The 14,638-nt window shown below is 38.8% G+C and carries 14 protein-coding genes; 9 read left to right on the top strand and 5 right to left on the bottom strand.

The features are described 5' to 3' along the window. The first annotated feature begins 2 nt into the window (after window positions 1-2). The 3 genes from FHS59_RS04325 to FHS59_RS04315 are packed head-to-tail and all read left to right on the top strand — an operon-like array spanning window position 3 to window position 2,622. The gene (locus FHS59_RS04325) at window positions 3-281 is read left to right on the top strand and encodes a hypothetical protein (protein ID WP_184493386.1); all 279 of its coding nucleotides are present in this window, start codon (window positions 3-5) and stop codon (window positions 279-281) included. After that, on the top strand, window positions 278-1,042 hold the full coding sequence (locus tag FHS59_RS04320) for an MBL fold metallo-hydrolase (RefSeq protein ID WP_184493384.1): 765 nt from the start codon (window positions 278-280) through the stop codon (window positions 1,040-1,042). The genes FHS59_RS04325 and FHS59_RS04320 overlap by 4 nt, the downstream gene beginning before the upstream one ends. Then, the gene (locus FHS59_RS04315) at window positions 1,042-2,622 is read left to right on the top strand and encodes an NFACT RNA binding domain-containing protein (protein ID WP_184493382.1); all 1,581 of its coding nucleotides are present in this window, start codon (window positions 1,042-1,044) and stop codon (window positions 2,620-2,622) included. The genes FHS59_RS04320 and FHS59_RS04315 overlap by 1 nt, the downstream gene beginning before the upstream one ends. 6 nt (window positions 2,623-2,628) lie before the next feature. On the opposite strand, the gene FHS59_RS04310 is transcribed toward FHS59_RS04315, so the two are convergent. The 4 genes from FHS59_RS04310 to FHS59_RS04295 all read right to left on the bottom strand — a co-directional run bounded on the left by FHS59_RS04310 (window position 2,629) and on the right by FHS59_RS04295 (window position 7,467). Then, window positions 2,629-3,414, bottom strand: coding sequence for a LytR/AlgR family response regulator transcription factor (locus FHS59_RS04310; protein WP_184493380.1), 786 nt, complete (start codon window positions 3,412-3,414; stop codon window positions 2,629-2,631). 142 nt (window positions 3,415-3,556) lie between these two features. Continuing rightward, window positions 3,557-5,419, bottom strand: a complete 1,863-nt coding sequence (locus FHS59_RS04305) for a fasciclin domain-containing protein (RefSeq protein ID WP_184493378.1) — start codon at window positions 5,417-5,419, stop codon at window positions 3,557-3,559. A gap of 181 nt (window positions 5,420-5,600) precedes the next feature. Beyond that, window positions 5,601-7,031, bottom strand: a complete 1,431-nt coding sequence (gene pyk / locus FHS59_RS04300) for a pyruvate kinase (protein ID WP_184493376.1) — start codon at window positions 7,029-7,031, stop codon at window positions 5,601-5,603. Window positions 7,032-7,038: 7 nt separating this feature from the next. Next, a complete protein-coding gene (locus tag FHS59_RS04295; RefSeq protein ID WP_184493374.1) occupies window positions 7,039-7,467 on the bottom strand; it encodes an IPExxxVDY family protein in 429 nt (142 codons plus the stop codon). Window positions 7,468-7,619: 152 nt separating this feature from the next. Here FHS59_RS04295 and FHS59_RS04290 point away from each other — a divergent pair, with 152 nt between their 5' ends. Genes FHS59_RS04290 through FHS59_RS04270 form a run of 5 tightly spaced genes read left to right on the top strand, consistent with a single transcriptional unit; the run spans window position 7,620 to window position 12,848 of the window. Next, on the top strand, window positions 7,620-7,856 hold the full coding sequence (locus FHS59_RS04290) for an acyl carrier protein (protein ID WP_057940051.1): 237 nt from the start codon (window positions 7,620-7,622) through the stop codon (window positions 7,854-7,856). A gap of 19 nt (window positions 7,857-7,875) precedes the next feature. Next, entirely contained in the window at window positions 7,876-9,126 is a 1,251-nt protein-coding gene (fabF, locus tag FHS59_RS04285; protein ID WP_184493372.1) for a beta-ketoacyl-ACP synthase II, read from the top strand. Window positions 9,127-9,133: 7 nt separating this feature from the next. Further along, on the top strand, window positions 9,134-9,874 hold the full coding sequence (gene rnc, locus FHS59_RS04280) for a ribonuclease III (protein ID WP_184493370.1): 741 nt from the start codon (window positions 9,134-9,136) through the stop codon (window positions 9,872-9,874). A 32-nt stretch (window positions 9,875-9,906) separates the two neighbouring features. Further along, window positions 9,907-11,748 (top strand): NAD(+) synthase, encoded by a 1,842-nt coding sequence (nadE, locus tag FHS59_RS04275; RefSeq protein WP_184493368.1) that lies wholly within the window; start codon window positions 9,907-9,909, stop codon window positions 11,746-11,748. 2 nt (window positions 11,749-11,750) lie between these two features. Continuing rightward, window positions 11,751-12,848, top strand: a complete 1,098-nt coding sequence (locus tag FHS59_RS04270; protein WP_184493366.1) for a prolipoprotein diacylglyceryl transferase — start codon at window positions 11,751-11,753, stop codon at window positions 12,846-12,848. A 1-nt stretch (window position 12,849) separates the two neighbouring features. Here FHS59_RS04270 and yidD read toward each other — a convergent pair whose 3' ends face one another. Then, on the bottom strand, window positions 12,850-13,077 hold the full coding sequence (yidD, locus tag FHS59_RS04265) for a membrane protein insertion efficiency factor YidD (RefSeq protein ID WP_184493364.1): 228 nt from the start codon (window positions 13,075-13,077) through the stop codon (window positions 12,850-12,852). A gap of 56 nt (window positions 13,078-13,133) precedes the next feature. Here yidD and FHS59_RS04260 point away from each other — a divergent pair, with 56 nt between their 5' ends. Next, a complete protein-coding gene (locus FHS59_RS04260; protein WP_246388291.1) occupies window positions 13,134-14,597 on the top strand; it encodes a POTRA domain-containing protein in 1,464 nt (487 codons plus the stop codon). The last annotated feature ends 41 nt before the right edge of the window (window positions 14,598-14,638 follow it).

Here is a 14,638-nt window from a genome sequence, read left to right as displayed (position 1 = left end):
GTATGGCAGTAAAGTACACAAAGCATTTCTTGGATAAACTTGAAAACCTTTTTGCAGCATCAGAATACATGCTCCGCTATGAAAAAGGCAATTTCAAATCCGGGTATTGTGTGCTTCGTGATACCAAAATCGTCATCATCAATAAGTACTTTCCTATTGAGGGAAAAATAAATGCACTTATTGATATTCTTACTGAGCTAAATTTTGATCCGAAAGATTTTACGGAAAAATCCAATCATGATTTTCTTCGTGAATTAAGACAAACCACATTAAAATTTTGAAAGTCACTTTTCTGGGAACCGGTACCTCACAAGGCGTTCCAGTAATTACTTGTTCCTGCCAGGTTTGCCAATCATTAGATTTTAGAAACAAAAGATTCCGATCGTCCATCCATTTCGAAATAGGCGATTTAAGCCTTGTGGTAGACACTGGTCCGGACTTTAGAAGCCAAATGCTTACTGCTGGCGTAAAACGTCTTGACGGCGTGCTTTTCACCCATGAGCACAAAGATCACACTGCAGGCCTGGATGACATCCGCCCTTTCAACTTCTCCCAAAAAATGGATATTCCGATTTTTGGAAGACCGCAAGTTCTGGAACAGATTAAAAGGGAGTTTGCCTATGTGTTTTCCAATAAAAAATACCCTGGAGTACCTCAAATTGAGCCGGTAGAGATTGATGAATCTCCTTTCACCATTCAAGGAGTCACCATCATCCCGATTCCTGTTTTTCATTATAAACTACCAGTACTTGGTTTTCGAATCGGGGATTTCACTTACATCACGGACACTAATTATATCCCAGATGAGTCGATGGAACTCATTAAAGGAAGCAAAATCCTTGTTCTGAATGCCTTGCAAAAAGAGTCACATATCTCTCACTTTACACTGGATGAGGCTGTGGCAAAAGCAAAAGAAATCGGAGCAGATACAACTTACCTGACTCACATTTCACATAAACTTGGGCTTCATGACGAAGTAGAAAAGGAATTGCCTTCTGGAATTTCTTTGGCCTACGACGGACTTCAGGTAACTTTGCCCTGATGCATCTCAATTACCATTTTCTGAAATTCCTTTGCCCTGCGCTGACCCAAAAATTCAAAGGTCATACCATCGTTTCATGTTTTTCCCAGAGCAAAGATGAATTGATCATTGAAACACAGATTGGAGAAGAGGAAGGATGGATCCGGGCACATCTGATGCCTTCGCAAATTTATTACAGTTTCCCTGATCAGTTTAGAAGAGCAAAAAGAAATAGCATCAACTTATTTCAGGAAATGATTGGTTTGACAATCGAGTCTTGTGAAGTCATTCCTTTCGAGCGATCTTTTATTTTCAGATTGAACTCTGATAAAATTCTTCTTTTTAAGCTTCATGCCAACAGAAGCAATATTTTGTTTTATGAGGAAAATTCGGAAACTCCGAAATACATTTTCAGAAATGTAATTTCTGAAGATCGGGATTTAGATTGGAGGACACTGGCTGTAGAATTAAACCTTTCTAGAAATAGGTTTGAGGAATTAAATGGAAATGCTTCTCAATTCCTTCCAACTCTAGGTAAAATACCGAGAGCTTATCTGAAGGAAAGAGCTTATCCTGAGGCGGATTTGGAAACCAAATGGCAATTGATGGAGGAAGTCATAGACATCTTAGATACTCCATTATTTTCATTGGTGGAAAGCCAAGATGGTATCCACTTGAGTTTACTTCCAGAGTCCAATGCCCTTCGTACATTTTCGGATCCGATTCCCGCTTTGAATGAGCTTTTTTATCTGGCGCTAGTCAAAGGAAACTTCGAAAAGGAGAAAAACAATCTCCTCAAAAGCCTACAAGATCAATTAAAAAGGACTGTTTCTTACTTGAATAAATCGAGTCAAAAACTCTACGAATTAAAAAACTCTCCTCCCCCATCTCAATTAGCTGATGTGGTCATGGCAAATTTGCATGAGTTTAAAGACGGCAAAAATGAAGTGGAATTATTGGATTTCTACACTGGAAAAACTGTGAAAATTCAGTTGAAACCACAGCAAAAACCTCAGGATTTTGCTTCTCAACTCTATAGAAAAAGTAAAAACAGAAAGCTGGAATGGGAACAGATTGAAAAAACCATTCAGAATAAAACTGAGCTGAAAAACAGCCTAATATCCCAAATCGAGAAACTGGAAGCTGTAGAGGAATTCAGAGCTTTGAAAGCTTTCAAGAAGGATGAAATCCAAGAAAAAACTCTTTTAAAATCTTCAGTTTCATTGCCATTCAAGACTTTTGATGTGGAAGGATTCCCAATTTGGGTTGGCAAATCAGCAAAAGATAATGATGAAATGCTCAGGGGCTTTGTCCATAAAGATGACCTTTGGCTCCATGCTCGTTTAGTTCCTGGTTCTCACGTGGTCATTAAGATGAAAGGATTCAAGAATGTACCTCCCACTGTATTGGAAAGAGCAGCCGAACTGGCAGCTTTCTACTCCAAGCATAAAAGTGAATCTTTAGCTCCTGTGATTTATACCGAAGCCAAATTTGTCAGAAAAGTAAAAGGGTCACCTGATGGATCGGTCAAAGTGGATAAAGAGAAAGTAATTATGGTCAAACCGACTGGTCCCGACGACAGTATTTCTATCCAGAGATAAGGTCTGCTATTGATTCACCCACCTTTTAAATTCCGCCACTCGTTCTCTAGCCACAATCGGCTCAAAATCACTTTTAGTAGCGAGAGACAACAATAAACGTCCGTTTACATAGGGTTTGATAGCCGAAACATCATGTAAGTTTATGATCATCGACCTATTGATCCTGTAAAAATCAGTGGGATTCAGTAAGCTTTCCTGAAGTTCATTCAGAGAATTTTCAACAATATATTTTTGTGCAGTTCCACTTTCCACTAAATAAGTAACTCCATTTTCGGAGAAGAAAAAAGAGACTTTTTCAGTGGGAACGTAAGTAAATCTATTCCCGATTTTTACTAAAAAACGCTTTTTAAATTCCGACTTGGCTATTCTGGAAACAATGTTTTCAAACATCTGATTTTCCATGTTTTGAAGGGAATTTAAGGAAAGCATTCTACTCATTTTTTCAAAAGCCTTCTCCAGCTTCTTAGGGAGAACAGGCTTTAATAAAAAGTCCAAACAGTCAAACTCAAAAGCTTCCATTGCTTTCTCCTTCCGATTGGAAATAAAAATCAGTGGCTTTTCTTTCAGAAATTGAACGATCAAATTGTTTTCCCAACTCGAAATCAAATCAAAATCTACCACTATAAAATCGACCGCAGAAACTTGATTTGAATAATTTTCAAAATCCTCAACAGCTTTGATTATTTTCAGAATTTTCCATCCTAAGTACTTTTCTTGAAGAAGCACCTCTATCTTTTGGGAAAGCTGGGATTCGTCAGAAATCAATAGAAAATTCATCTGATAATCAATCATTTAATCCAGTTTATCTGGTTGGTTATTGGGATAGACTAACAACTATCTGATAAAAAAAATGTTTAAAAGAGAAGATTGAAGAATGGATAAATCAAAAAAAAGGAGTGGTTCCCCACTCCTTTTTCTATTCTATTTCGTCAAATCAAAGCGTTGGCAATAAAACTCCATCGATGACATGAACAACTCCATTTTCGATCGCAACGTCGGCTGCGACAACATTAAATGTATTTCCAGCTTTATCTGTAACGGTAACATTTGAACCATTTCTAGTCACTGTCAACATTTCTCCAGAAAGAGTTGGAACCATTTGAGCGCCAGACTCTAAATCAAATGAGAATGCTGTAGCAGGAACCACATGGAATTGAAGGATTTTTGTCACTGCATCTATTCCTAAAGTCGAAACGACTTCTTCAAGAGAATTTAAATTCAATGCGGCTAACAAGTCCACAAAAGCTTGATTGGTAGGGGCAAAAACAGTTATTGCTTCCGCATCCAATAAAGCTCCGCCCACATTGGCAGCCGTTACAGCATTTAACAAGATAGTTAGATTTGCTGCAGTTGCTGCCTCTACTAGGTTAGGTAATTCCAATTCTGGCAAAAGAACGCCATCGATCACATGCACTACTCCATTTTCAATCGCTACATCAGCAGCAACCACGTTGGCAGTATTTCCCAATGCATCCATCACAGTCACACCATCAGCTCCAGCCATCACTGTAAGTTCTTGACCCGCTAGAGTCGTAAATGTATTAGTTGCTGCCAAATCTGTTGAAAAAGCCACAGCAGGCACAACATGGAACCCTAGAACTGTCTGAAGATTTTCCATTCCTCCAATTTTAGCCACCAATTGATTTAAGTCAGAAACATTATAAGCATCTAGTGCTGCCGCAAAAGCATCATTTGTAGGAGCGAAAACGGTAATAGCGTCTGCACCTAAAAGTGCACCACCTAAATCAGCAGCCGTAACTGCATCAATTAAAGTTGTCAATCCAGCATCTTGAGCAGCTTCTACAATATTTGGAAGCATCAAATCTGGTAGCATTACACCATTTAAAACATGGACTACACCATTGGAAATCTCAATATCTGCTGCCACTACCTGAGCCACTCGACCCAAAGCATCTATCACAGATACAGTATTTCCACTTTTCTCAACAGTGATATTTTGTCCCGATAAAGTAGTAAAGGAATTGGTTGCGTCTAAATCTGAAGATAATGCCACGGCAGGAACGACATGGAAGCCAAGGACTTTCTCTAAATTGGCCAACCCACCAATTTTCACCACAAGCTCATCTAAATCCTCAGCGTCAAATACTTCCAGTGCCGCAGCAAAAGCTTCATTTGTAGGAGCAAAAACTGTGATTGCATCTGCAGAAAGCAATTGATCTGCTAATCCATCCACTGCTGTCACCGCACTGATCAAGGTAGTCAATCCAGCATCAGTTGCTGCCTCTACTAAAGTAGGGTTAGGAAGTTCAATGCTTGGGATCAAAACTCTGTCTATCACATGGACAACACCATTTTCAATTCTTACATCAGCCTGCAAAACTCTAGAAGTGTTTCCAGCAGCATCAATTACTGTAACCGACCCTGGAGAAACTCTTACTCTAAGTTGTTGACCTGAAACAGTTGTAAAAATATTTTCTTCATTTAAATCTTTTGAAAGCGCAACAGCAGGAACCACGTGAAAACCAAGGATTGTTTCCAAATTAGCTGCCCCTCCGACTTTCGCTACTAAATCTGATAAGTCACTGGCTCCGAATTCTGTTAAAGCATTTGCAAAAGCATCATTGGTAGGAGCAAAAACTGTAATTGCCGGCTGAGATTGAAGGGTGTTTGTCAATCCTGGCACTGCATTGACAGCAGTCAATAAGGTGGTGAGACCGGCATCTTGTGCTGCTTCCGTCAAAGTTGGATAAGGAAGGGGACCCTGATAATCGTCGCTACAGGAGAGGATCATGAAAAACATGGACCCCAGAATAAAATATTTTAAATAGTTGTACATAGTTTTTTAGGTTAGTTACCCTGATAACTATGACAATGGCAATTAGATTAACAAAACTAGTTAAACTGTATTTTTCTATTATTGAATTGAATTTTAAAATACTTGAACCGCAATTTCAATAATTAGACAAAAAAAAATACCCTCGGTTGGAGGGTATTTAAATTTCTATCTTTTTAAACAATTACTTCACTACGTGAATTTTCAACATATTGGTTCTACCCTCTCCTTTCAAAGGCATACTCGCAGTGTTGATAATGATATCTTCAGAATTCACGTGATCATCAGCTTTTAGCATATTTTCAATGTCTTCAAAAGTTGCATCAGTGGAAACTACTTTGTCGTAATAATATGCTCTCACACCCCAAACCAAGGACATTTGTGTGATCAAACTTTTCTTGCTTGTGAAGACAAAAATGTTGGCCAAAGGTCTGTGTGAAGCAATTCTAAAACCTGTAAATCCAGAAGAGGTAATTCCTACAATCGCTTTTGCCTTCACATTTCTTGAAAGTCTGGAAGCCATCAAAATCAAGTTATTGCTTAGGAAAGTTTCGTCATCCTCTGGGATTTTGTAAAGATTATGGTAGATCTCCGCATTAGCTTCTAAATAACCGATGATGCTACTCATTGCTTTCACTGCATTGACAGGGTATTTTCCAGAAGCAGTTTCTGCAGAAAGCATTACCGCATCAGCACCATCCAAGACAGCATTTGCCACGTCATTGGTTTCTGCTCTGGTTGGTCTAGGATTCACAATCATGCTCTCCATCATCTGAGTAGCAATGATTACCGGCTTACATGCCAGTTTACATTTCTCAACAATTTTTTTCTGCCAAAGAGGAACGATTTCCATTGGAACTTCCACTCCTAGGTCACCACGGGCAACCATAATAGCATCCGTAGCAGCGATGATTGAATCGATATTTTCCAGAGCTTCTGGTTTTTCAATTTTTGCAACGATCTTACAAACTTTTCCTTTTGCTTCAATTCGCTCACGAAGGTCAAGAATATCTTCGGCAGATCTCACAAAAGAAAGAGCGATCCAATCCACTTCCTGAGACAATCCAAATTGAAGGTCTTCGATATCTTTCTCAGTCAGGGAAGGAGCACTTACCTTGGTATTTGGAAGATTGATACCTTTTCTGGATTTCAGAATTCCACCATGGATCACAGTACAGTTTACGTTTTTACCATCTGTATCATTCACCACTACTTCTAAGTTACCATCGTCAATCAAAATTCTATCTCCTGTGACTACATCTTGAGGAAGGTTCTGATAAACAGTACTTACCAGGCTGCTGGTACCAATTACAGGATCATTGGTAATCGTGATTTTTTCTCCTGGTTTGATCTCCACTCCATTATTCTCTACCTCACCCACTCTGATTTTTGGACCCTGAAGATCCTGAAGAATCCCGAGGTTCAAGTTCTTTACTTTATTAACCTTACGGATGATGTCGATTACTTCTTTGTGAATATCGTGACTACCATGCGAAAAATTCAGTCGAAAAACATTAGCTCCTGCAGCAGCAAGATTTGAGATTGTTTCATAGTTATTGGAAGCAGGGCCGATTGTTGCAAGAATTTTAGTCTTGTTAAATTGAGTATAGCTCATTGGAACATTAATAAGTTAATAGGTTCTCTTTTGATTTTAATTTGGAAATATCCAGTTTGACAATGTTTTGTACGAATGAATTTTTTGCCAATTGGTCTACAAAGGTATGAATACTCGTCTGAAAGGTATCATCTTGGACCAAAAGGAAATAATCCATAAACTTCAGCTCAGGAATAAGATAGGTGACTTGATGTTCATTATTTAAAGCTTTATTTTTCAAAAGCTGAATATATCCATGCGGTAAAGAAAGGAAATATTGTGATATTTTCAGACTAGGCGAAGTTAGAAACTCTAATTCAAGATCCTCTTTTTTTACCAAGTTTATATCCAGGTCACGATTGATCAGCCAAGCCATTTTATAATCCTTTACAGGGGATTGAAGGCCTAGAAGCTCAAAATCGTAAGTATGTTCAATTAGTAATTTTGCCTTCTTCATTGAGGAAGAAAATAGATAGTGCCAAAGTTAAAAATTTAAATCCAACCAAACAGGGGAGTGATTTATAATAAAATTTACTTGAGCCATTTCTTTGCCAATTAGGTATTAAATATATTTCTTTGCGAAGTGTTATTAACTAAACTGATCACAAAATGTCTGAAATTGCACAAAAAGTAAAAGCCATCATTGTTGACAAACTTGGCGTAGAAGAGTCTGAAGTGACTTTAGAAGCGAGCTTCACCAATGACCTTGGAGCTGACTCTCTGGACACCGTAGAATTGATCATGGAGTTCGAAAAAGAATTCAATATCTCGATTCCTGATGATCAGGCTGAGCAAATCGGTACGGTAGGACAGGCTGTCACTTACTTAGAGGCTAACGTTAAATAATAACCCATAAATTCATTTTATGAATTTAAAAAGAGTTGTTGTAACAGGTATTGGTGCCCTCACCCCAATAGGCAATACGGCAGAAGAATTCTGGACCGGATTGATTAATGGGGTGAGCGGTGCTGCGCCGATCACCCGGTTCGACGCCTCTCTATTCAAAACTCAATTTGCCTGCGAAGTCAAAAATCTTGATATCGAACAGTTCATTGACAGAAAAGAGGCCCGAAAGATGGATCCTTTTACCCAGTATGCAATGATCTCTGTAGAAGAGGCCATGAATGACGCTGGTTTCGATTTAGAAGCCATCGACAAGTCACGTGCAGGTGTAATTTGGGGTTCAGGAATTGGCGGATTAAAGACTTTTCAGGATGAAGTGACAGATTTTGCCAACGGTGATGGCACTCCTCGCTTCAATCCATTCTTTATTCCAAAGATGATTGCAGATATCAGTGCTGGATTTATTTCCATCAAATATGGTTTTAGAGGACCAAACTTTGTTACTGTTTCTGCTTGTGCTTCTGCTACTAATGCATTGATTGATGCATTCAATTATATCCGACTTGGTAAAGCTGATATCTTCATCTCTGGAGGTTCCGAGGCTGCAGTGACCGAGGCAGGAATAGGTGGTTTCAATGCCATGAAAGCGCTTTCTCAGAGAAATGATTCTCCGGAAACTGCTTCAAGACCTTTTGATAAAGACAGAGATGGATTTGTTTTAGGTGAAGGTGCCGGAGCTCTTATTCTTGAAGAATATGAACATGCAAAAGCTAGAGGAGCAAAAATCTATGCTGAATTAGTTGGTGGTGGAATGACTGCCGATGCTTATCATATCACTGCCCCTCATCCAGATGGTTTAGGTGCAAGTAATGTGATGAAAATCGCACTCGAAGATGCTAACCTTCAGCCAGAAGCAATCGATTACATCAATGTGCATGGTACTTCTACCCCACTAGGTGATGTAGGAGAAACGAAAGCCATCGGAAAAGTTTTCGGTGAGCATGCTTATAAATTGAATATCAGCAGTACCAAGTCCATGACTGGACACTTGCTGGGTGCTGCGGGAGCTATTGAAGCGATTGCTTCAATCCTAGCGATTAAAAATGGAATTGTTCCTCCGACGATCAATCATTTCACAGATGACGAAAGCTTTGATCCAGGATTGAATTTAACTTTCAATACAGCCCAAAAGAGAGAAATAAATTACGCTTTGAGCAATACTTTTGGATTTGGCGGTCATAACTGCTCCGTCATTTTCAAGAAATATAATTAAACCGAACTTGAAACTTATTCAGAGACTCGGAATCAACACTCTCTTCTTTAGCAAAAAAGACAAAAGGCTTGCTGCCTCCATCAAAGTGATGATGGGCAGCAGGCCTTTTAACATTGCACTTTACAAACTTGCACTCACTCCTTCCGGAATCGCTGAGGAAACGATGAAAGGCTTTAAAATTTCCAACGAAAGATTGGAGTTTCTGGGAGATGCAATTTTGGGAGCAGTGATTGCTGAATATCTTTTCCAAAAATACCCTTATCGGGATGAGGGATTCCTGACAGAAACCCGGTCCAAGCTTGTTAATCGGGAGTCTTTAAATTCGACCGGAATTAAAATCGGGTTGAAAAATGTACTCAATTTAGAAATCGGAGATCGAAATTTCATTGGAAATAAATCCTTATACGGAGATGTTTTAGAGGCATTTCTAGGAGCTATTTACCTAGACAAAGGCTATCATTTCACTAAAAAATTTATCCTTAAAAGGATATTGCTCCATTTTGACTTGGAGGGAATGATCGCTACGGTGACCAATTACAAAAGTAAAATCATCGAATGGTCGCAGAAAGAAAATAAATCCATTGAGTATAAAGTTCTTCATGTACATGGAAATCAACGCTTCAAAGAATTTATTGTCGCTTTAGAAATCGATGGAGAGGAAACCTCCCAAGGAAAAGGGAGTACAAAGAAAAAAGCAGAACAAGAAGCATCAAAAAATGCTTGTGACTTGCTGAAGATCACCCAATAGAAGCGTATTTTACCTTCAATTTTGAATTTATCATGTCTCCAATAAAAATTGCTGCTGCCACCGTCAATCAAACTCCTTTGGATTGGAGTGGGAATTTGGATCGGATTATCCGCGCTATTAGGGAAGCTAGGGCTGAGGAAGCTGAAATTCTTTGCTTACCTGAGTTGGCAATCACCGGATATGGCAGCGAAGATTTATTTTTGAGTTATTGGTTTCCAAAAAAAGCACTGGAGCAATTGGGGAAAGTAATCCCAGAATGTGAAAATATCACTGTTGCAGTCGGCTTGCCCGTTCGAATTCAAGATAAAGTTTACAATTGCGTTGCGGTCATCGAAAATGCAAAATTGCTGGGTTTTGTCGCTAAACAATACATGGCAATCGATGGAGTCCATTATGAATTTAGATGGTTTACCCCTTGGCAAGCTCACGAGGTTATTCAATTTGAATTTGAAGGAAAAAATTATCCACTAGGAGATCAAATCTTTGAGCATAAAGGATGGAAATACGGTTTTGAAATCTGCGAAGACGCTTGGAGAGGCCCAATAAGACCAGGATATCGGCTTGCAGATAGAAAAGTTGACCTCATTTTTAATCCTAGTGCTAGTCATTTTGCCATGGGCAAAACCAAAGAACGCTATGAGTTGATTTCCGATAGCAGTCGCATTTTTGATTGTTATTATTGCTATGCAAACCTACTGGGAAATGAAGCTGGGAGAATGATTTTCGACGGGGAAATCATGCTTGGAAAATCCGGAAAAATACTTTCCAGAAACCAACTTCTTTCTTTTGAAGATTTCCAAGTCAAGAGTTTTTGGCTGGAAGAAAAAGAGCAGGAAATAGCTCCAATTCTAGAAAAGGAAAAAGAATTTGTACAAGCTGGTTCGCTTGCTCTTTTTGATTATTTGAGAAAAAGCAAAAGCAAAGGTTTTGTCCTTTCCCTTAGCGGTGGAGCAGATTCTTCCACCATTGCGATTCTTGTTTCAGAAATGGTCAAAAGGGGTATTTCTGAATTAGGGATTGTGCTTTTCTGCAAAAAGATCAATTTTCCTTTGCCTCCAAAAGAAGTAGAAGATGTTGCAAAATATATGGTCGGCAAATTGTTGACGACTGCCTATCAAGGCACGAAAAACTCTTCAGAAGACACGTTTAATTCCGCAAAAACTTTAGCTGAAAGCATAGGAGCAGTCTTTTATCATTGGCAAATTGAAGAGGAAGTCAGCTCTTATACACGCAAAATCGAACAAGCAATCGGTAGGAAATTGACCTGGGAAAAAGACGATATCACACTCCAAAATATCCAGGCAAGAACCCGATCTCCAATAATCTGGATGCTGGCCAATATCAATAATGCCTTATTGCTTTCTACTTCAAACCGAAGTGAAGGGGATGTTGGATATGCAACCATGGATGGAGACACCAGTGGAAGTATTTCACCGATTGCTGCTGTTGATAAATACTTTATCCTGCAATGGCTATCTTGGGCAGAAAAAAATCTGGATCAGCCTGGATTAAAATTGGTGAATTCGTTGCAGCCAACTGCTGAATTGAGACCTTTGGAAAAAACCCAGACAGATGAGAAGGATTTGATGCCTTATTCTGTCATCGTGGAAATTGAAAAATTGGCGATCAGGGATAAACGGTCCCCGATGGATATTTTCTTGATCCTACAAGATGAATTAGAAATAGCCCCTGAAGTTTTAAAAGAATACATTAAAAAATTCTTTAGACTTTGGTCGCGAAATCAGTGGAAAAGAGAGCGTCTAGCCCCTTCTTTCCATTTAGATGAATTTAATGTGGACCCAAAAACCTGGTACAGATTTCCAATCTTGTCGGGTGGGTTTGCAGAAGAACTTGAACTATTAGACCACTTATAACTATGCTTGAATCATTGCTGAATTACGTTGTCTGGGATCCAAATCCTGCAGTTTTTGCCGGGTTTGAAAGACTTAGATGGTACAGCTTACTATTTGCTTTGGGGTTTATCATTTCCCAGCAATTCATGGTTTACTTCTTCAAAAAGGAAGGTCAAAATCCTGAGCTAGTGGATAAATTGACGATTTACATGGTTTTGGCTACCATAATCGGTGCGAGGTTGGGCCATGTGCTTTTTTATGAGCCAGAAAAATATTTGGGCAATCCTATAGAAATCCTGAAAGTCTGGGAAGGTGGCTTGGCAAGTCATGGAGCAGCAATTGCGATCCTATTTGCGCTTTGGCTTTATGCCAAACGAACGCCTGGACAAAGTTACTTATGGGTGGTAGACAGAATAGTTATCGTGACAGCAATGACAGGTGCTTTGATCCGATTTGGAAATTTGATGAATTCTGAAATCGGAGGTAAAGACACTGGGACAGATTATGGTTTTGTATATGCTTGGGATACTGAAGACATTTTGAAAACCCTCAGAATGCCTATCGAATCTATAAATGCTTATGCCCCTGAAGACCGTAGCTCCGAGCTTCAAAACAATGGAATTGTACCAGTAAACTTTGATATAGTGATAGGAAAAGGAGGCTTTTCAATCGAGGATTTAGAGTCCACCCTGAGAAGGGATGTAAAATATGCCTTAACCCAATTTAGCTCTTCGAGAGAATACTTGGCAGAACCTATAGAACCTGCTTTGGATTTAACTATTTCAGACAAAGGCGACCATTATCTTGCGACCATTAAAACATTTGGAAGGACCAAACATCCTACTCAGATTTACGAATCCCTGTCATATTTGGTGATTTTCTTAATCCTCTTTGGGATTTGGTATAAATATCAATCAAGATTGCCGGATGGAATATTGCTCGGACTATTTCTAATCTCTGTTTTCGGAATGCGCTTTCTTTGGGAGTATTTCAAAGCTGTTCAAGTGGAATTTGAGGAATCAATGGTATTGAACATGGGACAAATATTGAGTATTCCTTTGGTAATTGCCGGTGTATTCTTGGTGATTAGAGCATTAAGAAATGGGTTAAAACCGGAATAACTTAAGGTACAGGATCATGTCCATGGCCTCCCCATGGATTACAGCTGATAATTCTCTTTATCCCAAGCCATCCTCCTTTGATTACTCCATGCTTTAAGATAGCTTCTTTCGTATATTGACTGCAGGTCGGTGTATAACGGCAACTTGCCGGAAAAAGCGGAGAAATGGTGTATTGGTATACCAAAACGGGAAATATGGCTATCTTTCGAATTAATGTCCTAAATGTCATAAACCAACCTGTTGGATTTGTCTCTCTAACCAAAATTACTCAATCAGAATTCCCTCTTGTCATTTAAGATAAAAAATATCCTTTCGCTTCTATTGCTTTCCTTTTGCCTTAGCTTTTTAGGTATTGGGTTAAACAGTGCATTTGCACAAGTTGACACAGCTTTTAGTCCTGCAAATTCCGGTACACCTGAAAAGGTAAAAGTGAACAACATTTTTATTATAGGAAATGAGAAAACGAAAAAGAGTATCATCCTTAGAGAGCTGGATTTTACCACAGATTATTATTACGATTGGGAGACTTTCATGGAGATCATCCAGGCTGACCAAAAGAAAATTTACAACCTTCGTCTCTTTACTGAAGTTGAAATCACTCCTTTGATTACGGGAGAAGATGAGGTAGAAGTAGTGATTTCTGTGAAAGAACGCTGGTATATTCTCCCCTCTTTAATTTTCCAATTGGCTGATAGAAACTTTGCGGAATGGTGGACTAACCAAGGAAGAGACTTTTCCAGAGTGAATTACGGTCTTCGTCTCAGCCATAGTAATGTGGCAGGAAGAAACGAAAAACTGAGATTTGCAGGGCAATTAGGATTTACGAAGGCTTTGGATATCCAATATAGTAAACCTTACATCGATAAGAAACAAAAACATGGTTTGGCTGCCCAATTCACTTTCTATAATAACAAAACCCTAGCCATCAAATCTGAAAATAACCGTCAGGTATTTTATACTTCTCCAGAAGAAGATGTGCTTCGGAAGAATATTGCCGCAGCGCTTAGATATACCTACAGAAGGAGTTTTTACAACTTCCATTTTGTCACTTTAGGTTTTAACCATACTTGGATCAGTCCTCTGATTTTGGATGAGAATCCAAATTATTTTCAACACGGGACAAATACACTTCGATACCTCTACATGACATACAGTTTCAGACATGATCGCAGAGATAATGTTGCTTATGCCACGGACGGAGAATTATTGGTACTAACAGCTACTAAATACGGCATTTTCTTTACAGATGAGCTGGACGAGGTAGAGGTGAATTTGACGGCAAATAAATATTTCAAATTCAATGACAAATTCAACTTTAATACCGGTCTTACTGCCAACTGGTTTTTAAGTGCACAACAACCTTACACATTAGTGAGGGGAATTGGGTATAGTCCTAATTTTATCAGGGGATACGAACTAAATGTGATAGAAGGCCAACAGCTGTATGTTCATAAAAACAGTTTCAGGTGGAAGTTTTTTGACCGTGATTTTGATATTTCCAGAGCAGTTCAGTTAGAACAATTTAGCACCATTCCTATCCGACTTTATTTGAGTGCCAACTTTGATCATGGTTTTGTAAAAGACCGAAATGAAATACCATCAAATTCCAGATTAGCCAATAAATATCTGATAGGATATGGCTTGGGACTTGATTTGGTAGGGTTTTATGATTCCGTCCTGAGATTTGAATACTCTCTAAATAATTCCAGAGAAGGAAACTTCTTCTTCAACTTCAAAGCCCCATTCTAAAAATTTCTTAGTCAGTCGCATACCTATTTAAATGAATTTTA

This window comes from Algoriphagus iocasae, assembly GCF_014206875.1.
Lineage (GTDB): Bacteria > Bacteroidota > Bacteroidia > Cytophagales > Cyclobacteriaceae > Algoriphagus > Algoriphagus iocasae.
This window is presented reverse-complemented; position numbering and strand designations above follow the sequence as displayed.